A 26,267-nucleotide genomic window follows, 5' to 3' on the forward strand; every position below is an offset into this window, starting at 1 on the left:
TCAACAAATAATAAATTCAAGATGAAGAAAGTATTAACAATCATAACAGTGTACCTAATCTTCCTTAGTCAGGTACAATCAGCTAAAGCTGTTAATGATGGTAATGAAGGCATTCAATTTACTCATGCCACATGGAAGGAGGTTATAGCAAAAGCAAAGAGTGAAAACAAGATTATTTTTGCAGATTGCTATACAACCTGGTGTGGCCCTTGCAAAATGCTGTCAAAACAGGTTTTTCCACAAAAGGAGGTAGGCGATTATTTTAATGCCAATTTTATTAATGTGAAAATTGATTGTGAAAAAGGCGAAGGCGTTGATTTAAAAAACAAGTTTGGCGTTTCTGCTTTCCCTACAATGCTATTCATTGATCCTAGCAACGAGAAAGTTTTGCACCGCGTGGTTGGTTTCCGCCCGGCAGAAGAACTGATTAAAGAAGCAAAAGGAGCTCCTGCTGAAGCTAAGCGAGCCGAAGCATTAGCCGCTGCCTACCAGAAGAATAAGAAAGACCTGAAGACAACAGAAGATTACCTGAGCTACCTGGTAAAAGTAAGTGACCCGAAAGCTGAAGAAGTGGCTCTGCACTACCTGAAGATGATTCCAAAAACGGATTGGCACAAAAAAGAATATTTCTGGTTGATGAGCCGCTATGTTAAAGATCCATTCAGCAAAGAAGCTGCATACTTTTATAAGAACAAAGAAAAGTTTATTGAAGGCAATGGCTTTCAGGGTGAGTATTTCGAATCGGGTATGTACTACAGCTATGCAGGTAAACTGGCCGAGGTCGATAGCAAAGGCGAATTTGATCAGAAGAAGTTTGATAAGCTGATTACATTAATGGAATCAAATGGCTATGACGGAATCGAAGGCATTAAAGACTATACCAACCGTGCCCTATTAATTAATGTAAAAGATTATAGCACTTACATGGATGTGGTTGAAGAGAAATTTAATAAGGGATTGGCAACGAATTCCAAATACTACTCCGAATCCGGTTTCAACTTATTGAATCGCCTGAAGGATTGTCAAGATAAAACATGTCTTGAACGCGCCGCCAAACTGGTGGATGATGTTGTGGCCACACAAATGGCTGCGGAAGAACTGGATATGTTCAGTCTATCAATTGCTTATCGCGACAGTTACGATTTCATTAAGAAAGCTGGCATCACAGGTGAGCGCCTGACTGTGGCAAAAGCTATGAGTGACTTATTTGATAACATTGTGCCAAAACACCGTGCATTGCTTGACAAAACATACAAGGAGGCACAAAAAGCTAAGGATGGTGGACGCTCTATTCCCGCAATGAAAATGGGTGGTTTCTAGTGATAATTTAACATTTGGTTTTAGTAAACAAACGCTTTGAATAACCATTCAAGGCGTTTGCTGTAAAAGATATAATATGAAGACAATTCTCAGCTTACTATTCAGTCTGGCAGTTGCAGTTGCATGTGCTCAATCCAACAACGGTGTCCACTTTAATCACGGCACCTGGAAAGAAGTAAAACAACTCGCCAAGGAACAGAATAAATCCATCTTTATTGATTGTTATACGTCCTGGTGTGGTCCTTGTAAAATGCTTTCAAAAAATGTTTTTCCTCAGGCAGCAGTTGGTGAGCTTTTTAATGCCCATTTCATTAACTACAAAGTTGATATGGAAAAAGATGAAGGCCCGCTATTAAAAAAGCAATTTAATGTATCTGCCTATCCGACCCTTATTTGGGTTGATTCAGATGGAAATGAACTGCATAAATCAGTTGGTGCGCCAAATGCTGATGAGCTAATAAGCATAGCTCAACAGGTTATCGATGGTAAAGGTCTGGCAGCTCTTGAACGCAATTACACCACTCATCCCAACGATTTCAGTGTAATGCTAAGCTACATTGAAGGACTGAGCAATGCCTATGAACAACAAAAAATACAAGTGGTGCTTGCCAACTATTTTAAATCGGTAAAAGGAAGCGAACTCCTGGAAGAAAAAAACTACTCGCTAATTAAAAACTACCTGGAAGACATCTACTCTCCTGCCTTTGAATGGTTCCATAAGCACCAGGCTGATTTTAAAAAAAGATACGCTGCCGAAGAGGTTGAACAAAAGCTCTACCGCACTTATTTGAGTTATGGCCATTCTTTAGTCAGGAAAGATAAAATTGATTACAAAGGCTATAAGCAATATTGCAAAATCCTCAAAAAACGAAAGGTTAATAACAGGGAAAAGATAGTTGCTTATATTGACGAAAGTATCTGTCGCGCTGAACAAAACTGGGATGCCTATATCCAGAAAGTAAATGAAAACATGAAACTTGGCTACCACGAAAGCACAAACTCTTTCCTTTACTACAATTGGGCCAAAGCCATTGATAACAGTAATCAAGCACAAAGCAAGCATTACATGCAAGCAGCACAGTGGATGGAAAAGGCTTTTGAAGTAAGTCAATGGCCACTTGCTAATAACATCGTTTACCTGGAAGAAAAACTTAAAATACTTGTAAAAGCAGATAACACCCGAGATAAAATTAAACAACTGGAAGAGCGTATAACTACTTTGAGAAACCAGGTAAAAATCGATACTCATTAATTATCTGATTTCATCCTGCCTAAGGCGATTAAAAGAAACGGGGCAATACACACTATTACTTCGTTTCTTATAAATCCCATTACTAGCTATAGCGTCTTAAGAAGTTGCTTCTCAATTCTTGCAGCTTTATAAGTTCTTAAGTATTTTGCCCCGAACTTTATCCGACAGAAGTAACTTATGGCAGATTTATTTAAGAACCTTTACTCACAAAACTTTTTTGAAGCCCTAACAGATGCCTTACAGAATGTATTAAAACGCTTTAACAGGCAGCAATTCCTTCAAGAAATCTATGATACGGAGTGGGAAGAGTTGGAATTAAAGCAGCGCATGCATCACATCACCACTATTCTTACCAACTATTTATCGAGCAACTATCCCAAAAGCATTGAACAAATAGAACAAGTAATAACCTGGTTACAACAAAATCGTGTAGAAGATAAAGTAAAATACCCCGACCTGGTATTTATGATCTTCCCGCACTATATCGAACTAACCGGACTTCATGATTTTAATACATCCATCAGGGCATTTGAATCCATCACACCTTTTTCTACCTGTGAATTAGCAGTCAGGCCGTTCATCATCAAGTATGAAGATAAAATGATGAATGTGATTCAGAAATGGACTGCACACCCCAATGAACATGTCCGGCGGCTGGCATCGGAAGGTTGTCGACCACGCCTGCCATGGGGCATGGCATTAAGACGTTTTAAGCATGATCCTACACCGGTAATACCTGTTTTAGAAGCCTTAAAGAAAGACGACTCAGCCTACGTAAGAAAAAGTGTCGCCAACAATCTAAACGACATTTCCATGGACAATCCCCAGGTAACAATAGACATAGCACACATGTGGAAGGGACTCTCAATGAATACCGACTGGATTGTTAAACATGCTTGCCGAACATTATTAAAAGCAGGCAACAGAGAAGTACTTGAATTATTTGGTTTTGGTGTACCAGAACATATGGAAGTGCGCAATTTTTCTATTTTAAACGATAGGATTAGTGTGGGTGATGATCTGGAATTTAGCTTCAAGCTGTATAACCATTCTAATGAAAGCATACTGGTCCGCTTGGAATATGCCATATATTTTCTGAAACAAAAGGGCCACCACACCAGAAAGGTATTTAAGATAAGTGAAAAAAATTATGCCCCTGGATCATGTACAGTCATTAACAGGCGACAATCATTCAAGCTTGTTTCTTCCCGCAAGTATCATTCAGGCGAGCATTATGTGAGTTTAATTATCAACGGTTCTGAATTTGAAGAAGCGGCATTTACTTTGCAAACCTGATAAAGAGTCTCCATAAAAAAATAGGATGCTAAACCGTTGTTTACCATCCTATTTTTAACCTAACCCAAATCTATGAAAAAAATCTACAAGACAATTTGCAAGTGCTATGCCAGAAATTAAAACTGGCCTGTTAGCGTTTGTTAAATGATATTAATAAGTAATGCTTCTTCAACCGCTTTAAATATGATCATCTTTTGGGGCATCCTATACACGATGGCCGTGTCAGATATATATAATGACAGCATACGAAATTAATGGCACAAAAAAATGGGATATAAACCGTTGTTTATCATCCCATTTACTAACCTAACCCAAATCTATGAAAAAAATCTACAAGACAAATAGCAAGTGTTATGCCAGAAATTTAAACCAACCTGTTAGTGTTTGTTAAATGATATTAATAAGTAATACTTCTACAACCGATTTAGATACTATCATTTTACTGGCATGCATTTTTGGGGAACTGCCGTGATAAAATTATCAGCAAGCAATAAGGCAGTGGCACAAAAAAATGGGACATAAACCGTTGTTTATCATCCCATTTACTAACCTAACCCAAATCTATGAAAAAAATCTACTAAGTAATTAACAATCGCTGTGCCACATTTTGCTACAACGTGTTAGCAAACATTAAACTATGTAATTAAATGTACATATATGCATTATTAAATATCCTTTATATAAAAAACCCGCCACCTGAATTTTTGTTCAATGTGACGGGTATATTTTTAGACTAATTTATTTCCTAGTAGGCTCTGCCGGTATTCCCTTCAACAAAATTAATAAATGAAGTATTAACCACTTTGTTACCTCCTGGTGTAGGATAGTCACCTGTGAAATACCAGTCACCATTATCGTCGGGACAAGCAACATGCAGGTTTTGAACCGACTGATACACCAGTTCCACCTCAGCCTCAATATCTTCGGGACGCAGCATTTCAGCTATTTTAGCCGAAACCTGTTCTGCAGTAAACGGACGATATATTTCCTTTACATGATTGACAATTTCTTCTTTTGGTAAGAATTGCTGCTCCTTACATTTTTTGTATACTTCGTCAATAATATGCGTACGCCCAGATTCATTCAATAGTTCAATAGCTGCAGCAAAAGCACAAAAGTCTTTCAGCTTAGCCATATCAATACCATAACAATCGGGATAGCGTATTTGCGGAGCCGATGAAACAACAATGATCTTTTTAGGATGTAAGCGGTCTAAAATACGGAGTATACTCTTTTTAAGGGTGGTGCCACGCACAATTGAATCATCGATAATCACCAGCGTATCCACCCCGTTTTTAACAATACCGTATGTTACATCGTAAACATGTGCCACCATATCATCACGACTGTCATCATCTGCAATGAAAGTACGCATCTTAACGTCTTTAATGGCTATTTTTTCAACCCGTGGCTCCAGGCTCAGTATTTTATCCAGCTTATCTGCATCTATATCAGAACCCATATCTAATATCTGCTGCTTCTTCACCTGATCCATCTCACGACGAACGCCTTCCATCATGCCATAAAAAGCCGTTTCAGCTGTATTAGGAATGTATGAGAACACGGTGTTCTCAATGTCATAGTCCACTTTCTCAAGAATGGTTTTAGCCAGCAATCGTCCCAGCTCTTTTCGCTCTTCATATATTTTTCGATCGCTGCCGCGCGAGAAATAAATACGCTCAAATGAACAAGAACGACGCGTTTGTGGAACACGAACCAGTTCTTCAGTCACTTTACCATTTTTCTTAATGATTAAAGCATGCCCTGGCTTAAGTTCCTTCACTTGCACCGAACGTACATTCATTGCGGTTTGTATCACCGGACGTTCCGAAGCTACCACCACAATCTCATCATCAGCATAATAACAAGCCGGGCGAATACCCCATGGATCACGGGTTACAAAAGCATCACCATGACCTACTACACCGGCAATGGCATACCCTCCATCCCAACGGCGGCTTGAGCGCTCAAGTATTTCACGGATGTTTAGCTCATCTTCGATGCATTGAGAAATTTCACGGTTTGATTTACCCTCATTCTTATATTTTCTAAACAACAGCTGATTCTCTTCATCAAGAAAATGACCAACGTTCTCAAGAATTGTTACCGTATCCGTATAATCTTTCGGGTGCTGACCTAACTCGGTTAACGACTGAAAAATTTCATCAACATTGGTAAGGTTAAAGTTACCAGCCAATGTTAGGTTACGCGAACGCCAGTTATTCTCTCTTAGCACAGGGTGTACATAGTCAATGCTGTGGTTTCCGAAAGTTCCATAACGTAAGTGCCCCAAGTATAGTTCACCGGCAAATGGCAAGTGCTCCTTGGCATAGATGGGATCATTCAGCAGTTCAGGATTTTTCTCTTGCTGCTTAATAAATGGCTCATTAATCTTCTCAAACACATCCTTAATCGGATTGGCCTTATTTGACCTGTGTCGCGAAAAGTATTTCTGTCCGGCCGGCTGATCTATTTTCAGGTTAACAGCACCAGCTCCATCTTGTCCCCGGTTATGCTGTTTTTCCATCAAAAGATAGAGCTTATTCAGGCCATAACGCCACGTCCCATACTTCTCCTGATAATACTCAAGTGGTTTTAGCAAGCGGATAAGAACAATCCCACACTCGTGCTTAATTTGGTCACTCATGATTTTTCCCTCTAAAAAATAAAGCGCAAATTTATTTCTATTTTTCTAATCGCCAACACGACTTTTCAAAAAAGAAAAAGCCGGAAATTTTCCGGCTTTGCATATTATATCACAACTAAAATTTATTCATTTTAACATTCCCATCCTTCACAATGTAGCAGTGAGGAAACAACTCCCGCAATTCGTTCAATAGCGGTAAGGCCTCGTGCTTATGTCGATAATTCCCTACACGCACTCTCCAATTCGGCGATGTAAAAGATAAATCAACATCCTGGTCTGGAAATTTATTCAATAACTTACTTTTAACTTGCAAGGCATTTCGCTTGCCAGTTGGCCCCTGCCCTGAAAACAACTGAATACGCCAACCTTCTACACCTTCCATACGCCTGTTAGCCTCCACTTGTATATTCACCAACTCCTCTACCCCCTCTTCATCATGAATAGTGATTACGCCCTCTCCTGCAACATGCTCCTGCAAGCTATTTACCAGAGTATTGTCTGTTTGCCCAAAGGCAAATACCGGACCTAACAGTAGAATAAGTACAATAAAGTTCTTCATTATTATCATTCTTGTTGCCCGGCAAAGATAATCATTAGATTAATCTTTTGTAGGAATTACCAGCACAGGTTTTAAAGATTTATTGATTAAATCGTTAGTAAACGATTGAAACACTCGGACAAATGGATTATTAGCATGGTGCACATGGGTTGTTATTAAATCAATTGCGTTCTCCTCTGCATAGTTCATCAGGTTTTCGGAGAAGTCCCTGCCTGTTAGCTGTGAATGTTTAACCTCCACCCTGGCTCTTTCAACAACAAATTTCTCTACCTGCTTTACAAATGCTTTCATTTGCTCATTCATCCAATCCAAATCTGAAGTTTTCAATCCAACTACATGAACCTTAGCATCAAACAACCTGGCCACACCGGCAATAGCAGGAACTTTCTTTCGGCTGGCAATACTATAATCTACAGGTAGTGCAATGCTTTTAATCGCATGCTTAAGCTTCATACGTTTATTAACAACCAATACCGGACAAGGAGCATGTGCTACCAACCGATAGGCAGGGCTTCCAACCCACCTTGAAGTGATGCTCTTATCTTCGTGAGAACCTAACACAATAATAGTTGTATCACCATACCTGGCCTGATTAGCTATTTCTTTCACAATATTCCCCTCTCTTATTTTGTAATCGAAAACGCCACAACTAACCTTATATTTATGTATGAACCGTCGGTGTAATTGTTCTGCCCAGGCTTCTACATCCTGATTTAGCCTATCATCAGCTTCATTTGCCGAGAAGAAAGGGATAATGACTGAATCTGTCTTAACATGAATAACACGTATGTTGGCATTTAAATGATTGGCTAAGTCAATACCAAAATCAAGGGCAATGATAGATTCTTCAGAAAAATCAACGGGTACAAGTACTTCTTTCATGACGTGGTGATTTAAGTTAACAGTGTTGCTTAAAGGTAATAAATAGTGTTTTAAATTGCTAGAAATGAAAGTATACGAATCGTTTCCAAAATTTGGAATTTAAAATGTCATCTTGCATCATTTAACACAATTATACTTGCCAATAAGCCAACAAGCATTAACTTTGCAGCTCCTAAAAAAATGACAATCAAGAAGTAAAAAAATAATCCCGGACAAATGATGGAGTTTAGTGCAGTAAAGCCTTTAATTAGCAGTAAGAGCGGAAAAAAACTCTTTATTGAAACATACGGCTGCCAGATGAATGTTGCTGACAGTGAAGTAGTAGCATCGGTAATGGAGATGGATGGTTATGGAGTTAGTTATGACATTAATGATGCTGATGCCATTTTTATTAATACTTGCTCAATAAGAGATAATGCTGAACAGCGTGTGATGGGACGCTTAAAGCAGCTAACAGCCATGCGAAAGCAAAAGCCGAATCTTATCATAGGCATTATTGGCTGTATGGCTGAACGTGTTAAGGAAACTTTATTTGAACAAGGTGCCAATATAGTTGTCGGGCCTGATGCATATATGGACTTGCCAAACCTTATTGGTATGGCAGAAAGAGGTGACAAAGCCATAAATGTTGAATTATCAACCAGTGAAACCTATGCTGAGGTGATTCCTTCACGATTGAGCAAGAATAAAATCTCTGGTTTTGTGTCAATTATGCGTGGGTGTAATAATTTCTGCTCATACTGCATTGTGCCATATACACGCGGACGTGAAAGAAGCCGTCAGCCTGAAAGTATTAAGAAAGAAATTCAGGATCTTTACGACAAGGGCTTTAAAGAAGTGACCCTGCTTGGGCAAAATGTCAATTCCTACCATTATGAAGCTGAAGGTTGTAATCCTATGAGCTTCTCCGGATTATTAAACTTTGTAGCCGGTAATTTTCCTCAAATGCGTATCCGTTTTACCACCTCACATCCTAAAGATATGAGTGATGAAACACTTGAGGTAATGGCGAAGCATCATAATATTTGTAAGTTTATTCACCTGCCGTTACAATCAGGTAGCTCCCGCATCCTTAAGCTTATGAACCGCAAATACGATCGGGAATGGTACATGGATCGAATTGAAGCTATTCGCCGAATATTGCCTGGTTGCGGCATTTCAACAGATGTATTCTGTGGTTTCCACAGCGAAACAGAAGAGGATCACCAGCAAACACTGAGTTTGATGAAGTGGGCTGGCTATGATTCAGCGTTTATGTTTAAATACTCTGAACGCCCTGGCACCTATGCTGCCCAACACCTGGAAGATAACGTACCGGAAGAAGTAAAAGGCCGTCGCTTGCAGGAAATCATAGATTTACAAAATCAGCTATCATTTGAAAGTAACCAAAGCGACATTGGCAAAACCTATGAAGTACTAGTCGAAGGCACTTCTAAAAAATCAAAAGAAGAGCTGTATGGACGCACTTCACAGAATAAAGTAGTGGTGTTCCCTAAAAAAGATTACCAGACAGGTGATTTGGTTCAAGTGGTCATTAAAGAAGCCACACAAGCTACCCTTAAAGGTGAAGCCCTGTAATTGAATTAATAAACCCTGCTATAAGCATCAGCTTTAGCATTTAACCAACAACGAACATGAACGAAAAGGTTAAAGAATTTCGCGAGTACAGAGCTGCTATGAATGAAAAAATACTGGCGGCCGATAATAAAGTGATGAAGCGTATCTTTAATTTGGATACCAATACCTACATGGAAGGCGCTTTATCAACCAAAGTAAAAGAAATGCTTGGTTTAGTCAGCTCCATGGTGCTGCGCTGTGACGATTGCATTAAGTACCATTTGGAGAAATGCCATGAACAGGGTGTGACAACTGACGAAATGATGGAAATATTTGCCGTAGCAAACCTGGTTGGTGGAACTATTGTTATTCCACACACACGCAGGGCTATCGAATATTGGGAAATTATAAACCAGGAGGCCTAAGCCTCCTGGAATCCTTAACTTCAAACCATTAACAGGTCATCAGAAAAGGGCTTTGGACGGTCACAAAAAAAGAAGTAATTGTCGAGGTCATACTTTTTCATTGACTTAAGCACTCCCTCCTTCACGTTAAACAAGCTCAGCTGACTTTGATTCATTTCCGACAAACGCTGACCTGCCATTAAAGTATTCAACCCCTCTGCATCAACATGCTCTACCTTTTCTAAATCCACAAACAGATTAGTAAAAGGCCTCTTTAATATATCCATCATTTGATTTTTGAAGTCTTTAGAAGTATTTAAATCTAAATTCTCCTTTCTTTCAAAGGATATTAACGTGGTGTTCTTAAAAACTTTTACTCGTATCATAATCTTGGGCGTTTACACCTCATATTCCAACAGATGTGCCACAATTTACTTTCTGCTGATTATCTGCATATTAGCATTTTAGATATTGCATAATTATCCATCTGAAAGAATTTATTCCATATTTTGGATTTAATCCATAATTTGAATGGCCTGCAATTGAGTTAACGCAGATTTAATTTCGTAAACAGGAATGTTTGCCGTAATTTTGCTGCAAACATTATTAAACAGAAATGGTAAACGAATTAAACTTTGACTCTATTCGTCCTTACAATGATGATGAGATTCATGAAGTGTTTGAGCGACTAGTTAATGAAGTCAATTTTTTAGGATTAATCAATTTCCTGTACCCTAATTTCTCTACTAAAGATTTTCTGAATAAGCTACTGAGTATTCAATCTATTAAAGAATTCCAGACTGAAGTTATTTACCCGTATGTGAAGGAAGTTCTAAGGACCACCACTAAAGGTATTACTCACTCAGGCTTTGAAAATCTGGATCCGAACGGTCATTATCTTTTTATATCAAACCATCGTGACATTGTGTTAGACTCAGCCATCTTAAACATCCTGATGGTTGAAAACGGTTTTAACACAACAGAAATAGCCATTGGCGACAATCTGTTAATTTACCCGTGGATTACTGATTTGGTGAAGCTCAATAAATCATTTATCGTACAGCGCAATTTACCAGTGCGACAGATGATGGAGAGTACAAAACGCCTGTCAGCCTACATCAGGCAAACACTCGCAGATCGCAACCAAAGCATTTGGATCGCTCAACGTGAGGGTCGTTCAAAAGATGGTGATGACAGAACACAAGTTAGCCTTTTAAAAATGCTCAACATGAGTGGCAATGGTAGCTTCACTAAGAATTTTGAGGAGATAAACATTGTACCACTATCCATATCGTACGAATACGATCCTTGTGATTACCTTAAGGCACATGAATTCCTGATGAAGCGGGACAACCCAGATTTCAAGAAAACCCAGGATGACGACCTGAAGCATATGGGAGCCGGCTTGCGGGGCCGTAAAGGAAGAGTACATTTTGGATTTGGAACGCCAATTAAAAAAGAATTGAGTGAGCTCGAAGCATTGGCTAAAAACGATCAGTTACAGGCTTTAGCCGAGCTTATTGATAATCAAATCCACAGCAACTATAAATTCTATCCTGGTAATTTCATAGCCGATGATTTATTTACCAATCATCAGCGCCACATCAACAAATATACCGATGAGGATAAAAGCACCTTTTTGGCATACCTGGACGAACACTTGTCGCGAATAGATGGTGATAAAGACTTTTTATTCAACACACTGCTTGAAATGTATGCCAACCCGGTTAAAAATTTCTACACCTGCGAAGATAAATAGCATATTATTATCGTATAAATCAGAGCCTGCCTTGATATAAGCGCAGGCTTTTTTATGCCAAATAAAAAGCAACTTGTATAGCCACATTACTTTTCTTCACTGGTAAATTAGCCACATTATCTTACCTTTGTGCCCACGCAAAAAAGGGTTATGATTAATTATCTTTCTGTCGAGAATCTGACACAACATTGGGGCGATGTTCGCCTGTTTAATAATATCTCATTTGGACTAAATGAAGGCCAGAAAGTGGCATTAATCGCCCGTAATGGTGCAGGTAAAACCACCTTATTAAACATTCTGGCAGGTATAATGCCGGCAAATGAAGGCCGAATAACACTTCGAAACGGCTTAACCATGGGCTACCTGCCCCAAGATCCATACCTGAACAAGAGTCACACGGTGATAGAAGAGGTGTTTAATGCTGAAAGTGAAACGGTGCAAACCATCAAAGCCTATGAGCAAGCCTTGGAAAGTAATGAGCAGGAAGCACTTGGAGCACTCATTGAAAAGATGGATGCTTTGCAGGCCTGGGATTACGAACAGCGCATCAAGCAAATTCTTTCGCAGCTAAAAATCACCCGATTCGACCAACCTGTTGCTGAGCTTTCTGGCGGTCAACAAAAACGCGTTGCGCTGGCTAGCATACTAATCAGTGAACCTGACTTATTGATACTTGACGAACCTACCAACCACCTCGATTTAGAAATGGTTGACTGGCTGGAGCAATACCTTTCCAAATCAAAAGCCACGTTACTAATGGTAACACACGATCGCTATTTTCTGGATCGTGTTTGCAATGAAATCATTGAGTTGGACGATGAAACCATTTACAGATATCAGGGCAACTACTCCTATTTCCTGCGTAAAAGACAAGAGCGACTGGCCAATAAAAAAGCAGAAATAGAAAAAGCACGTAACCTGCTTAAAACGGAACAGGAATGGATGAACCGAATGCCCCAGGCCAGAGCAACCAAAGCTAAATATCGCATTGATGCCTTCTATGATTTAAAGGACAAAGCACACCAGAATATTAATGAACAAAATCTAGAGATTGGCATCGCCCAAGCGCGCTTGGGTAAAAAAGTGATTAACCTGCACAGTATCTCCAAGTCATTTGACCAGTTGCAGCTAATCAAAGATTTCTCATACAAATTTGCTCCATTCGAAAAGGTAGGTATTGTTGGTAAAAACGGAACTGGTAAATCAACCTTTCTGAATATACTAACCGGAGCCCTTCTGCCCGATGCCGGTGAAGTTGAAAAGGGTGAAACAGTAGTATTTGGCTATTATCGTCAGGAAGGCATTAATATTGACGACAACAAAAAGGTAATTGAGGTTATCTCCGATATTGCTGATGACATTTCTCTTGGCGAAGGCAAGCAGATGTCTGCCGCTCAGTTTCTGCGCTACTTCCTCTTCCCGAACGAAATGCACTATGTACAGGTCAATAAATTAAGTGGAGGAGAAAAAAAGCGCTTACTACTGATGACGGTATTGATTAAGAATCCAAACTTCTTAATTCTGGATGAGCCAACCAACGACCTGGATATATTTACTTTAAATGTATTGGAAGATTACCTGGCCAACTTTAAGGGCTGTGTGATAGTGGTGTCTCACGACCGTTACTTCCTTGATAAAGTGACCGATCATCTCTTTGTATTTGAAGGCAACTGTTCCATTAAAGATTTTGTTGGTAGCTACAGCGACTATAACCAGCAGAAAAAAACACTTGAGCGCAACCTGAGCAAAACTGAGAAAAAAGCCAAACCTCAGGAAAAACCTAAAACTGAAACTAAAGCAAAAAAGCTTAGCTATAAAGAAAAACGTGAACTGGAGCAACTAGAAGCAGACATTGAGAACCTTGAACACCAAAAAGATACACTGCAAAACGAACTGAATTCCGGATCACTCAACACTGACGTGCTGATTGAGAAATCAAAAGAACTTTCGGAAGTAATGGAGCAATTGGATGAGAAAGAATTACGCTGGCTCGAACTTAAAGAGATAGAAGAACAATAGGGCTTGATATAAATAGCTGTAAATTACTATATTTGTGCAGCTTTTGTGAAAATGACCCAAAAAACACTCATCATACTCAGCTTTTTAATAGGTAGTTATATCCCTGCTATAACTGCCGTGAATAAAAAAAGTATAAAAGTTGGTGTGCACCACAATCCTCCTTTATCCAGTATCGACTCCAGCCATCAGGCAAAAGGCATCTTCATTGATATCATTAATGATGTTGCGACCATTAACAATTGGGAGATTGAATACATACCGACAACAATAGCTACAGGATTTGACGACATACAGTATGGCAAAATTGATCTACTGACTTCGGTAGCTAAAACCAAAGAGCGAGAGCAATTAGCCTTATTCAATAACGAAACCATATATACCAACTGGGGTGTTATTTATTCCAATAAGCAAACTAATATTGAAAACATCATTGACCTTAATGGAAAAACAATCGCACTTGAGAAAGGAGATATCCATGCTAAGGCATTGCTTAAATTGCTCAGCGACTTTAATCTGAATGCCCAGATTATATGGTGTAACAGCCTGGATGAAGTATTTGATAAAATAATCCGAAACGAAGCTCACGCCGGAACCGTCAATAAACTATATGGCTATCAACAAAATAGAGATCAGCAACTAAAAGCTACATCCATTTTTTTCAACCCGGTTAATCTTCAAATGGCCGGTGGGCCATTAGCTGGCATTTTACTCAATGACTTTGACGAGGCATTGCTTCATATAAAAGAGAGCCAACCCGATTTTTTTGAGCAAACCATCAACAGATGGCTACTGGAAGAAGAAACAACCAACAAGCCTCTGTACAAAATCCTCCTGATCGTATTTTTCTCGCTCATTCTCATCTTGCTAATCATCCTGTTTTTTCAGAGAAGAACTGTAAAACTGAAAACCCACAGGCTAAATGAAGCGCAAAAAGTAGGGGCACAAAGAGCGAAAACCATTAAGCAGCTTGAAAAGGAAAAAACGCTTATTCTTAATAGTCTGGACGAACAGGTCATATTTATGGACAATGACTACAACCTGGTTTGGGCCAATGATGCTTTCAAGAAATCATCAGCTATTCCTTTTGAACAAGCTGTGGGCCGAAAATGCTACCAGGTCTATTTTGATCAGAATAAACCATGCGACTTTTGCCTATACAATACATGCCTTAAAACCAACCGAACAGAAGTACGAGAGCATGTGAACTCGCGCACCGGAAAAATATATACTCACAAAACTCACCCTGTATTTGATGAAGAGCAGCGTCCCATTGGATTTGTCGAAATCCTGTCAGATATCTCAGACAAGAAGAAGCATGAAGAGGAACTAATTGCCGCCAAGGAAAAGGCCGAACAATCGGATTATTTAAAATCAGCCTTTCTGGCCAATATGTCGCACGAAATCAGGACACCGATGAATGCAATCATAGGCTTTTCGGAACTACTGGAAGACAACACCTTGACACATGACGAGAAAAAAACCTACCTCAATATTATCCAGTCAAACGGCAATCAACTTCTCAAACTCATCTCTGATATTCTTATTTTCTCGCAGATAGAATCAGGACATGTCAAGTTACAATATGGCTCCATTAATATCATAGACTTTCTAAATGATACGTTTAAACAATTTGAAAGTGAAGTCAGCAAATCCAACAAACCATTATCCATTGAATTAAATGCTCAAGTTGATAATGATTTAAAACTTGAAACTGACGTTGTAAGATTCAAACAAATCGTTTTTAACCTGCTAACCAACGCCATTAAATTTACCAATGAAGGTACCATTACCATTGGTGCCTATTACAGCGAACCTGATAAACTAACCGTATACGTTAAAGATACCGGCATCGGTATCCCCAAAGAAAAACACAAAGACGTTTTTAAACGTTTCTCTCAGGTACAGGATAACAATATGCGAAAAGCATCAGGCACAGGTTTGGGCCTAACTATTGCTAATGATTTAATCAAACAATTAGGGGGCTCATTATGGCTCGAATCGGAACCTCAGAACGGCAGTACATTTTTTATCACCCACCCCTTAAATCGTTATAAACTAGCAAAAGGAGGAGCTGTTATAGAGCCACAATTACTAAATAGCAAGCGAGAGTCTTAGTACGGTTTAATATCTCACATTATTCAACCAACTTACAACCTCTAAGTATTCAACTCCCAATAGCGTCAAATTATTTTTTTTACATTTTATCTGGTCACAATTTTGCGTTTGCGAATATATTTATACATTTGCATCGTATAATGAACAAAGCAATGATAGCACACTCTTTCTTTTATAACTTTTATTATTTCTTTTTTAGCAACAGTTAAAGAGGTGGGCTTTCTATGATTTAAACGAAACAAAATAAAATATTTAAAACCCGCCTCTTACAGGCGGGTTTTTTTATATCCATTATTCAGCCATGAGCAAAACAGCAAAACGAATAGCCATACAGGGGTGGCCGGGAGCCAACCACGAAATAGCTGCAAAAGCCTATTTCGAAGATGAAAACATTGAAGTAGTTCCTTGTCTTACCTTCCCCGATTTGTTTGATACCCTTAAACAAGACCGGGACTGCTATGGCATCATTGCCATCGAAAACACTTTGGTAGGCAGTCTACTTCCCAACTACACCATGCTGAAAGACAGCGATCTGGTGATTATTGGTGAATATAAACTTCGTATAAAACACCAGTTTCTGGCCTTACCTGGGCAATCTATTGAGGAAATTAAAGAGGTGTACTCACATCCGATGGCCATAGCTCAATGCGAAGCGTTCTTTAAGAATTACCCACATATTAAGCTTATTGAATCAGAAGATACAGCACTTAGCGCCAAGCGTATTGCCGACGAGCAACTCAAAGGTATTGGAGCTATTGCATCTGAACTAGCTGCTGAAATGTATGAACTGGAGACCCTGGCCAAAAACATTGAAACCAACAAAAAGAATTTCACCCGCTTCCTGATTATCTCTGACAGAGGCAAAACGGAAAACGATGAATTGCTGGAACAAAACAAAATCAATAAGTCGTCCATCGTTTTCTCATTGCCACACGAAGAGGGCAGCCTGTCGAAGATCCTCACTATTCTGGCCTTTTACAACATCAACCTGACCAAAATTCAGTCACTACCAATTGTTGGGCAAGAATGGGAATACCTGTTTTATGTGGATTTGACCTTTACCGACTATAAACGCTACCTGCAATCGCTGGATGCCATCAGGCCATTGACCAAGAAATTGAAATCATTGGGCGAATATGCAAGTGGCAAACAATCGTACCCGGTTCATAACGGACATATTGAAACAGCACATTCAAATTAAGTATATGCAAAACGAATTAAACATACAGCCAGCCAACCGAATAGGCACCGTCGAAGAATACTACTTCTCCATTAAACTAAAGGAGTTGGATAAACTTCGTAAAGAGGGTAAATCCATTATTAACATGGGCATTGGAAATCCCGATTTACCTCCGGCACCACAGGTATTAGCTGAGCTGAATAAGCAAAGTTCGGCCGAAAACAACCACGGCTACCAAAGCTATGTAGGCATCCCTGAACTAAGAGAAGCCATGAGCCGCTGGTATCAGAAGCACTATGATGTGGCTATTAACCCGGCGAACGAGGTCCTTCCGCTGATGGGCTCTAAAGAAGGTATCATGCACATCACACTGGCCTTTGTTAATCCAGGCGACAGTGTATTAGTCCCCAATCCGGGCTATCCCACCTATGCATCGGCCAGTAAAATTGCTGAAGCCAGGCTGATTCACTACGACCTGGATGAGAACAATAACTGGCAACCCAACCTGGAGGCTTTAGAGCAACAGGATTTGAGCAAGGTAAAGCTAATGTGGATCAACTATCCCAACATGCCAACCGGAGCCAATGCCAATACAAAATTCTTTGAACGCATCATTGCCTTTGGTAAAAAGCACAACATCGTCATTGTAAATGATAATCCATACAGTTTTATCTTAAACAATGCCCCGCAAAGCATAATGGAGATAAATGGTGCCAAAGACATTGCTATTGAACTGAATTCGTTGAGTAAATCACACAACATGGCAGGCTGGCGTGTAGGTATGGCCGTTTCCAATGCCGAAATTATCCAGTACATCCTGCGGGTAAAAAGCAACATGGATTCAGGCATGTTTAAGCCACTTCAGTTGGCAGCTGCCAAAGCCCTTGAACTGGGCACTGAATGGTACGAAACTGTTAATGCCGAATATAAAAAACGCCGTGTATTAGTGCACGAAATAATGGACTTATTAGAGTGCAAATACGATATTGAGCAAACAGGCATGTTCATTTGGGCACGCATCCCCGAACGCTATCAGGACAGCGGCCAGCTATCTGACGAGATACTTTATGGCTGTGATGTGTTTATCACACCTGGCTTTATTTTTGGAGATAAGGGAAAACGCTACATCCGTATCAGTCTGTGCACCAATCAAACAACATTAGAGGGAGCAAAACAACGCATAAAAACATTAAAAAAATAAATAACCATGGAACATAAATTAGACTTACAACCATTAGCACTACCAGGCTTAGAACTAAAGCGTCCGATCATTATTGCGGGACCATGTAGTGCCGAAACAGAAGAACAAACACTTGAAACAGCCCGTCAACTAGCGGCTCAAGGGGTGAAGATATTCAGAGCGGGTATCTGGAAACCAAGGACTCGTCCCGGAGCCTTCGAAGGTGTTGGTACCGTTGGCCTGCCCTGGCTGAAAAAAGTAAAGGAAGAAACCGGCATGTTTGTGAGCGTGGAAGTAGCCAATGCCCATCACGTGTACGAAGCACTTAAGTTTGGGGTGGACATGCTTTGGATTGGTGCCCGCACTACGGCCAACCCATTTGCTGTGCAAGAAGTTGCTGATGCACTAACAGGCGTCGATAAGCCGGTGCTGATTAAAAATCCGGTTAACCCTGATTTGGAGTTGTGGATTGGAGCCATTGAGCGTGTGAACCGTGCCGGTGTGAAGATGATTGGAGCCATCCACCGCGGTTTCAGCACCTACGACAAAACTAAATACCGCAACAATCCGGAGTGGCAGATTCCAATTGAGTTGCGCCGTCGTATTCCTGAGCTGCCCATCATCACCGACCCTAGTCACATCAGCGGTAAGAGTGAGATGATTGCCGAGATATCACAGGAAGCAATGGACCTTAACTTTAACGGATTAATTATTGAATCGCACATGTGCCCTGAGAAAGCCTGGAGTGATGCCAGTCAGCAGGTGACACCACAGCATCTGGGCGAAATCAAACAAAACCTGGTGGTACGTCGTTCGGCCATTGGTGATACCCCACGCGTGACACTGGATGAATTGCGTCAGAAGATTGACTCCATCGATAAGCAACTGCTTGAAACACTTAAGTCGCGTATGAAAATATCGGAAGCCATTGGTAAATACAAATACGAGAATAACATTACTATCCTGCAAACACGACGCTACGATGAAGTCATGAATAACCGTCGCAAGCAGGCTGAAGAGGTTGGTTTAAGTCCTGAATTTGTCGTGAAGGTGTATGAGCACATCCACGAAGAATCCATCAATCGCCAGAACAAGGTGATGAATAAAGAATTAGCCAAGAAATAAAAAAGCGATATGAGATGAGAGGAAAGTGATTCATCACTGTCTTCTCAACTCTCACTACTCGATACTATCTATTATGAAAATTTGTATTCTGGGAGCCGGAAAAATGGGCACATGGTTAACCGATGCTTTGTGCCTGCAACATGAGGTAGCCATATTTGACAAGGATATCTCCCGACTTCGATACGTTTTTAACACGCAGCGACTAACCAAACTTGACGAAATAACAGAGTTTGGCCCCGAACTGCTTATCAATGCTGTGAGCCTCAAGTACACCCTGGCTTCCTTTGAAGAGGTATTACCCTATTTACCCAAAGACTGTATCATATCTGATATAGCATCGGTAAAAACAGGCCTGCAGGATTTTTATGAGCAAAGTGGTATGCGCTATGTTTCTACGCACCCCATGTTTGGCCCTACATTCGCTAACCTGAAAGATTTGAGCATGCATCATGCCATCATCATCAGCCAAAGTGACCATCTGGGCAAGGCTTTCTTTAAAGATTTCTATGCTTCGCTGGGCCTTAATATTCATGAGTATACATTTGATACCCATGACGAAACCATCGCCTATTCATTGTCAATACCATTTTCATCATCGTTGGTCTTTGCTGCATGCATGAAGCACCAAAAAGCGCCTGGTACGACATTTACCAAGCACATGAACATTGCCAAAGGGCTTTTATCGGAAGAAGACCATCTGCTTACGGAAATTTTATTTAACCCGTATACATATGAACAGGTGGAGAACATCCGCTTTCAGCTGAAGCACCTGCTTGAATTGATCGATAAAAAAGATTCAAAGGGCATGCAGACCTTTTTAAATAATGTAAGAAAGAACATTGAAGAATAGTACCTAGATAATGGTGATAACGAATGCCCATTGGCTCTTATGGTTGATGGGCATTTTTTTATGATTCTAAAACTCTTGGCCGAGAATGATGACTCACCTTTGCCTTTGCTCAACAACAAGTCCAATGGCGGTTAAAGGATTATTACTACTTTCGCACCAAGAACAAAACAACAATGGCACAAGAGCGGGTATTATTGGGAATGAGTGGCGGCATGGACAGTTCTATGTCGGCTGTACTGCTGCAACAGCAGGGGTATGAAGTGATTGGGGCAACGCTATTAACACATACTAACGAACAGGATGCCAGCATTATTGCCGCCCAAAACCTGGCAAAGGAACGGCAGATAGAACACCATCTGATAGACTGCCGCGAGCAATTTAAATCCACCGTTATACAATATTTCGCTGATGAATATACAGCTGGCCGAACGCCGAACCCCTGTATCAAATGCAACGAAACTATTAAATGGAAATTACTGCTTGAACAAGCTGACCAACTCAATTGTAAATACATAGCTACGGGCCATTATGTACAGAAAGCGCTCGTCAATGATCGATATTATATACAAAAGGGGCTCGATCCCGCCAAAGACCAATCCTATTTTCTATGGAACCTAAATCAGGCAACTATCGAAAGAGCTCTATTTCCTCTGGGACTGCTGCACAAGCAAGAAGTACGGAAACTGGCACGCCAACTGGGATACACCGAAATTGCCGATAAAAAAGAAAGCATGGGCGTTTGCTTTTTAGCAGGTACTGATTATCGTCATTACCTTACCCAACTATTAGGTGAAGCACACCCGGCTTTGAACCGTGGCCAGGTGGTGGATGAGAATGGAACTCTGCTGGGCCACCACGAAGGCTACCCTTTTTATACCATTGGGCAACGACGAGGCATTGAAGGCATAGCCAATGGTAAGTGCGTTATTGCCATTGATGCCGAAAACAAGCAGCTGATAGCTGGTAATCGCGATAATCTATTTACTAATCGGATAATCCTGAATGATTTTTCACTCACCAATGACCAAACACTATGGAAGAACCAGAATATATTTATCCGCATCAGGGGTTTGGATAGTGTACCAGGTTATTGGGGAAGCCTGGAATTAATCGATGATTCACTAATAGTACAATTTGAAAACAATGTATGGGCCGTTACGCCCGGCCAGTCTATTGTATTTTATAAAAATCATAAAGTCATTGGTGGCGGCATCTATTAAAACCTACTTCTATCACATCTCATACTCAATCTAATTGTTATTTTCACTATTACATTTACACTTTAGATGTGATGATTTACATATCAGATAGCTTCATTAATCAATTAGCTAATTGATTTTTTTAATTAGAATTATACATTTATATATAGCTTAATACATTTAACATTCAGCTAATAGCATACATTTAAGAACTAAATTCAATTACACCTAATAACTCTGTTAGGTCATACGAAAACCATTCACAATTGACATAAGCTGTGGTTGAGCAATGTTACCAACCGGATTATGACTTAATTAATTATCTTAGCAACGAAAACAACCTGAAGAATGAAAAATACAATAGTTGCTATACTTATCTTATTAGCCATTAATACATCTATAAATGGGCAAGGACTAAAAGTGGGCGACCAAGCTCCTGAAATCATTCAACAGTCCATCAATGGCGAATCCTTATCTTTATCATCACTAAAAGGCTATGTGGTGCTGGTTGATTTCTGGGCATCGTGGTGCGCTCCATGCCGAAAAGAGAATCCAGTGCTGGTTGAAGCTTACAAGCAATACAAGAATGCGTCCTTTTCAGGAGCTAAGGGCTTTGTGATTCTTAGCGTATCGCTCGATATGAAAGAGACAGCCTGGAAGAAAGCCATTGCAGATGACGGCCTTATTTGGCCCCATCACATTAGCGACCTGAAAGGCTGGCGCAACGAAGCGGCTAAAACCTATGGTGTTCGCAGCATTCCCGCCAACTATTTAATTGATACAGACGGCGGAATTGTGGCCATTAATCTCCGTGGTGATGAATTGGGCAAAAAGCTCAGAAAACTCCAACGCAAAGGCTGGTATCGCTTTTGGGAGTGAATAATATTATAATACACAAAGGCCTGACAAGTTGCGTATACAAGTCAGGCCTTTTATGTTGATATCAATTGTTTTATTGACAGATGGCAGCAGCGCGGGCTTCGTTTAGAAGTCTCATTGCCACAGCATCAAACTGCATATGAATCATCTTTGCCTCTTCAAAAGCAGCACCTGGAGCACATGCATTAACCAAGTCACTCACCTCATAATATTCAGTACCATTAAAAATAAAATAAGTATCATCACCAGTACAAACAGTAATATCGGCATCAACACATTGAGCAGGTTTGTCATTCTGAGTTAATTCATCACATGTTTCTTTGTCATCATCATCACTGCAACTACTCAACAATGCAACCCCCAATAAAAATGGCAATACCTTTAATAGCTTTTTCATAACATTTAATTATTAAGTTTCTTAATCAATTCTTCATAACTCATAAAACCTTCAATCACCATACCTTTAATTACAAATGTAGGTGTTCCTTTACTTTTTAACTCCTGAAATTGATAAATATTGTGGATAATACCAGAGTAATTCTCATCCAAAATACACTCTCCTAACGACTCGTTTGCTACTATATACTCTTCAATCAATTGATTGAATTCGCTGGTATAAATTACTCTACTTTCATATAACAAAAGTTGGTGCAATTTCTCAAATTCGCCATAATTATTAATACAAATAACGGTTTGGTTAGCACGAAGCGCCATTTTATCTGTCAGCCCACATACCAATTTTAAAACAAGATTAACTTTCCCTGTTTTGATGTATTTTTCCTTAAACTTTGGAAAAACGTCTTGAAAAAACTTTCTACAAAAAGCACAATTATAATCGAAATAGAGAATAACACTTTGGTCTGCATCAATATGACCTAATACAATATCACTAAACTGAGGCTTGGATATTTCTGTCATTAGCTTATCCTTTCCTTTATTCCCCAAATAGATATAAACAACAAATACTGCTAAAAGAGCAACACCTGCAATAATTAACTTCTGTCTCATCATTATTTGCTATAAACGCCGGTATTATAATTCATCAGTCTCGGATCAAAATAGAACTCATATATTGCTCTTTTATTCTTAATACTCTGCTCCATTGTTACCCTTTCACTTGAATTTTTGCCTTCCAAGGTGCTCTTGACTGTTTTACCGTTTTTAACTTTATAAATGGCAAACATAGATGACAAACCTTTCACCCCACCCCCTCTTTTAGTTTCGTCTGCCGCTTGTTTCTTTTCAATCCGGTCTGTTTTTCCTCGTAATATCTCTTTCAGATAAAATCGTAAGTGATATTGGCAGTCCAGATTAAATTCCTGTTTCCCTAACAGCGCCACATCGTAAGCACTTGTTTTTATTTCTGTTTGAGGAATATATATGGCTCCTTGATACGAAAACAACTCTGTATCTATAGTTTTAAATTCAATATCCTTTAATTCTGGACGCTTATAGTCTCTTGCCATCTCTTCAGTTATCGGATAATCTTTTAAACGACCATCCTCTAATCGAAGACGAGTTGTTAACTTAATTGTATTCAGGTCTAATGAATCACCATAAAAAGTTACCTGTCCATTCAGGTTATCCGTACTAAATGTACCACTCAACTGTTCGCTACTAATATACACCTCATCTGTATAGTCCATAAAGTCATCAAAATCATACAATAGCTGATTGACATCAAGCCCACTGGTGCTGTTTTTAAAATTAATCTTCATTACATCATCAGGCAGCATTTCCACTTTCACCGAGCTGTTAGTTGTCCCCTTAAAAGCATCAAACTTCACCTGGTCGGCTATATAGAGGCTATCCGACACGTTGTACAGGGCACTGAGGTTTTCAAACAGCGCATTGCCATACCAAAAGCTTTTGGCAGTAACTTTTCCTTTAGCCGCAAAGCGATAATTAGCCGGTTCGGCATTTGCCTCTGGTTCATTTATCTTGTCCGGTTCTTCAGCCATCAAAGGTTCAAACACTACATAATCAATATCTCCAAAATTGAAATAGCCATCAACCTTAACAGTATCAGGTTGATTGAGCCAATAGGCCTTGTAGAAGTTTCTGATAAGAGTTGAATCGGAATCAAAGGTGATGCCCGCCAACTCGCCCGACACCTTATTAATACCAATGGAGTCATCAACAAGCTTAATGGTTCCATTGAGGGCCTGCAGCTGCATCACTTCATCGTTGGTAGCTACCTGCACATCTTCAAAGCGAGTTGTTACACGGCTGGATGTAAAAAGCAGCCTCATCAGATCATCGGCAATGGAATCAAGATGTATGTTCCCGGCCGAATGCAAATTCGTATAAATAGCTCCACTCATATTGGTTATCAACGAATCGGGAGCAAAAGGCTTCATCTCCGCTAAATCAATTGCCGCATCGGCATCTATAGCGCAGGCAGGTCTTTCGGGATTATTAAAGCTCATATGCCCCTTCACATGGCTCTTAGCTGTTTGCACATCCAAGCCTTCTATTCTCAGTCCCAGTGAAGCAATATTAGTAAGTTCACCACTGTATTCGGCCAGCAAGTTTGCATTTGTAAGCTTTAGCTTATAATCCGGCAGTTGCAGTTTCAGGCTATCCACCTTCAGCGATTTTGGTTGATAACTTAAATGACCGCTCAGCTTAGAAAGGTTCAGAAGAGAATCCATCCCTATGTTCAAATCCTGCAGCTGCATTTGACAATTTGTGCGCGCCAGCAGGTAATCGACATAGGCAACATCAAAGCTGTCGGGCATAATGCCATTGGTTGCCATCTGCATCCTTACTTGCCCCTCCAGGCAATTCACCATTGAGTCGGGAACAAAAGTCACCACATCACTCAGGTTCAACAGCACATCCGACTGAACACTAAACTTGATTCTATCGAGGTTAGCGAGTTGCCCTTTTACATTAGCCCAACTGCCTCCCGACGCCAGATAAAACTTATCAATCACCAGTTGTGTTGTGGCATTATTCTGTTCTTCCCCATTGGTATAGCTCCCTGCCAGCTGTACTGATTGCATTTCAGGCAGCTCCCCCATGACAAGTTGCCCGTTACTTAAATTAAACCGCGCATCAATCCGCGGCATGATACTATCATTGTATTCCCCTTTTACATCTGCAGAAAAGGAAGCCACACCCTTTAACTGTCTCACTTCATAGGCCTGAAATAAGCTGTCAGGGATATATTTTTTTAGTTCGGCTAAATCGAGCTTTGACGATGAAAGGTGAATATCGCTATATAAAGATGATTGATTCTTAATTTCGCCATCCAAACTAAGCTGCAGGCCATCCGATGTAATATTGAGTGCATTTATGGTTACCAATTCATTGAAATAGGCCACATCGGCCTCCACAATAATCTCGTCCATCAAGTGCAAATTAGTTGCGGGATAGCGACAGTTATTGGCCCGCAACTGCCCCTTAAAGGATGCCTTGGTGTTATCCTCATCGATATAAATAACTGACAAGCCATTATCAATGTAGAGACAAGCATTAATATTATTGGGCACATCGGTATACGAGCAGAAAAGATTAGTCAACTCCAGATGCTTCAATGATAAGAGCAAGGTTGATGCGGTGCTATCCTGTTCCTCTGTCTGTTCAGAAGGCACCAGGAACACATCGAAGTTGGTTTTACCTAAACTATCGATTTTATAGTAGGCCATCCCCCCTTCCACCGCCACTTCGGTAATATTAAATTCGCTATTAAACAAAGGACGCATCTCCACCGATATAAACGCGCGTTCTACCTGCGCCATGGTGTCGGTACTTGTGAAAATACTCACATCATTAAACTCAACCATTGCATCAGGAAACCCTTTAATCAGCGAAAAATCGACTTCACCAACACTGATGGTAGCATCAATATTAGCATTAATTTGCTTTAGAGCCAATTTGGTCACATGCGTTTCAGCCAGCTCTGCAATCAGAATAAGGGATAGAATTAATCCCAACAGAACCAATAGCAGGTAGGCCAATATGTGTTTTAATCGCTTCATAACAGGTCTTGAGGTAAGTTGTTTTTAGATGACAATACGATGTATCATCAACAAATTT

General features: G+C 40.0%; 21 protein-coding genes. 14 read left to right on the forward strand and 7 right to left on the reverse strand.

All coding sequences use genetic code 11. The features are described 5' to 3' along the window. Positions 1-21 precede the first annotated feature (21 nt). The 3 genes from KEM09_RS15320 (at position 22) to KEM09_RS15330 (ending at position 3,868) form a co-directional block, all read left to right on the forward strand. Positions 22-1,320 (forward strand): thioredoxin family protein, encoded by a 1,299-nt coding sequence (locus KEM09_RS15320; RefSeq protein ID WP_212229603.1) that lies wholly within the window; start codon positions 22-24, stop codon positions 1,318-1,320. A gap of 76 nt (positions 1,321-1,396) precedes the next feature. Further along, positions 1,397-2,572: a thioredoxin family protein gene (locus KEM09_RS15325; RefSeq protein WP_212229605.1), complete on the forward strand. Its 1,176-nt coding sequence runs from the start codon at positions 1,397-1,399 to the stop codon at positions 2,570-2,572. Between the two features lie 177 nt (positions 2,573-2,749). Next, positions 2,750-3,868, forward strand: coding sequence for a DNA alkylation repair protein (locus KEM09_RS15330; RefSeq protein ID WP_212229607.1), 1,119 nt, complete (start codon positions 2,750-2,752; stop codon positions 3,866-3,868). Between the two features lie 745 nt (positions 3,869-4,613). Here the strand turns inward: KEM09_RS15330 and KEM09_RS15335 are convergent. From KEM09_RS15335 to KEM09_RS15345, 3 genes are all read right to left on the reverse strand, one after another. Next, positions 4,614-6,515 (reverse strand): amidophosphoribosyltransferase, encoded by a 1,902-nt coding sequence (locus KEM09_RS15335; protein WP_212229608.1) that lies wholly within the window; start codon positions 6,513-6,515, stop codon positions 4,614-4,616. A gap of 115 nt (positions 6,516-6,630) precedes the next feature. Further along, entirely contained in the window at positions 6,631-7,074 is a 444-nt protein-coding gene (locus KEM09_RS15340) for an SPOR domain-containing protein (protein WP_212229609.1), read from the reverse strand. Between the two features lie 39 nt (positions 7,075-7,113). Then, positions 7,114-7,956: a universal stress protein gene (locus KEM09_RS15345; protein WP_212229610.1), complete on the reverse strand. Its 843-nt coding sequence runs from the start codon at positions 7,954-7,956 to the stop codon at positions 7,114-7,116. A 216-nt stretch (positions 7,957-8,172) separates the two neighbouring features. Here KEM09_RS15345 and miaB point away from each other — a divergent pair, with 216 nt between their 5' ends. Beyond that, on the forward strand, positions 8,173-9,534 hold the full coding sequence (gene miaB, locus KEM09_RS15350) for a tRNA (N6-isopentenyl adenosine(37)-C2)-methylthiotransferase MiaB (RefSeq protein ID WP_212229611.1): 1,362 nt from the start codon (positions 8,173-8,175) through the stop codon (positions 9,532-9,534). Positions 9,535-9,590: 56 nt separating this feature from the next. After that, on the forward strand, positions 9,591-9,938 hold the full coding sequence (locus KEM09_RS15355; protein ID WP_212229612.1) for a carboxymuconolactone decarboxylase family protein: 348 nt from the start codon (positions 9,591-9,593) through the stop codon (positions 9,936-9,938). Positions 9,939-9,958: 20 nt separating this feature from the next. Here the strand turns inward: KEM09_RS15355 and KEM09_RS15360 are convergent, their stop codons facing one another. Next, the gene (locus tag KEM09_RS15360; protein WP_212191931.1) at positions 9,959-10,303 is read right to left on the reverse strand and encodes an STAS domain-containing protein; all 345 of its coding nucleotides are present in this window, start codon (positions 10,301-10,303) and stop codon (positions 9,959-9,961) included. Positions 10,304-10,533: 230 nt separating this feature from the next. Here KEM09_RS15360 and KEM09_RS15365 point away from each other — a divergent pair, with 230 nt between their 5' ends. The 9 genes from KEM09_RS15365 (at position 10,534) to KEM09_RS15405 (ending at position 22,223) form a co-directional block, all read left to right on the forward strand. Continuing rightward, a complete protein-coding gene (locus KEM09_RS15365) occupies positions 10,534-11,676 on the forward strand; it encodes a 1-acyl-sn-glycerol-3-phosphate acyltransferase (RefSeq protein WP_212229613.1) in 1,143 nt (380 codons plus the stop codon). A 150-nt stretch (positions 11,677-11,826) separates the two neighbouring features. Then, positions 11,827-13,695, forward strand: coding sequence for an ABC-F family ATP-binding cassette domain-containing protein (locus KEM09_RS15370; protein WP_212229615.1), 1,869 nt, complete (start codon positions 11,827-11,829; stop codon positions 13,693-13,695). Positions 13,696-13,746: 51 nt separating this feature from the next. After that, the gene (locus KEM09_RS15375; RefSeq protein WP_212229617.1) at positions 13,747-15,810 is read left to right on the forward strand and encodes an ATP-binding protein; all 2,064 of its coding nucleotides are present in this window, start codon (positions 13,747-13,749) and stop codon (positions 15,808-15,810) included. A gap of 301 nt (positions 15,811-16,111) precedes the next feature. Beyond that, entirely contained in the window at positions 16,112-17,011 is a 900-nt protein-coding gene (locus KEM09_RS15380; protein ID WP_212229619.1) for a prephenate dehydratase, read from the forward strand. Between the two features lie 4 nt (positions 17,012-17,015). After that, the gene (locus KEM09_RS15385; RefSeq protein ID WP_212229621.1) at positions 17,016-18,191 is read left to right on the forward strand and encodes a pyridoxal phosphate-dependent aminotransferase; all 1,176 of its coding nucleotides are present in this window, start codon (positions 17,016-17,018) and stop codon (positions 18,189-18,191) included. Between the two features lie 6 nt (positions 18,192-18,197). Then, positions 18,198-19,295: a bifunctional 3-deoxy-7-phosphoheptulonate synthase/chorismate mutase type II gene (locus tag KEM09_RS15390; protein ID WP_212191925.1), complete on the forward strand. Its 1,098-nt coding sequence runs from the start codon at positions 18,198-18,200 to the stop codon at positions 19,293-19,295. A gap of 73 nt (positions 19,296-19,368) precedes the next feature. Then, on the forward strand, positions 19,369-20,145 hold the full coding sequence (locus KEM09_RS15395) for a prephenate dehydrogenase/arogenate dehydrogenase family protein (protein ID WP_212229623.1): 777 nt from the start codon (positions 19,369-19,371) through the stop codon (positions 20,143-20,145). A 173-nt stretch (positions 20,146-20,318) separates the two neighbouring features. Further along, positions 20,319-21,365, forward strand: a complete 1,047-nt coding sequence (gene mnmA, locus KEM09_RS15400) for a tRNA 2-thiouridine(34) synthase MnmA (RefSeq protein WP_212229624.1) — start codon at positions 20,319-20,321, stop codon at positions 21,363-21,365. Between the two features lie 327 nt (positions 21,366-21,692). Continuing rightward, complete coding sequence (locus KEM09_RS15405) at positions 21,693-22,223, forward strand: TlpA family protein disulfide reductase (protein WP_212229625.1); 531 nt, start codon at positions 21,693-21,695, stop codon at positions 22,221-22,223. Between the two features lie 73 nt (positions 22,224-22,296). Here KEM09_RS15405 and KEM09_RS15410 read toward each other — a convergent pair whose 3' ends face one another. From KEM09_RS15410 to KEM09_RS15420, 3 genes are read right to left on the reverse strand one after another with little or no spacing between them, the layout of a single operon-like run. Then, positions 22,297-22,620, reverse strand: coding sequence for a hypothetical protein (locus KEM09_RS15410; RefSeq protein ID WP_212191921.1), 324 nt, complete (start codon positions 22,618-22,620; stop codon positions 22,297-22,299). Positions 22,621-22,625: 5 nt separating this feature from the next. Then, on the reverse strand, positions 22,626-23,234 hold the full coding sequence (locus tag KEM09_RS15415; protein WP_212229626.1) for a DsbA family protein: 609 nt from the start codon (positions 23,232-23,234) through the stop codon (positions 22,626-22,628). Beyond that, positions 23,234-26,209, reverse strand: coding sequence for an AsmA-like C-terminal region-containing protein (locus KEM09_RS15420; RefSeq protein ID WP_212229627.1), 2,976 nt, complete (start codon positions 26,207-26,209; stop codon positions 23,234-23,236). Before KEM09_RS15420 ends, KEM09_RS15415 begins: the two co-directional genes overlap by 1 nt. Positions 26,210-26,267: the final 58 nt, after the last annotated feature.

The sequence above is a fragment of the Carboxylicivirga mesophila genome, assembly GCF_018271975.1.
GTDB lineage: Bacteria > Bacteroidota > Bacteroidia > Bacteroidales > Marinilabiliaceae > Carboxylicivirga > Carboxylicivirga mesophila.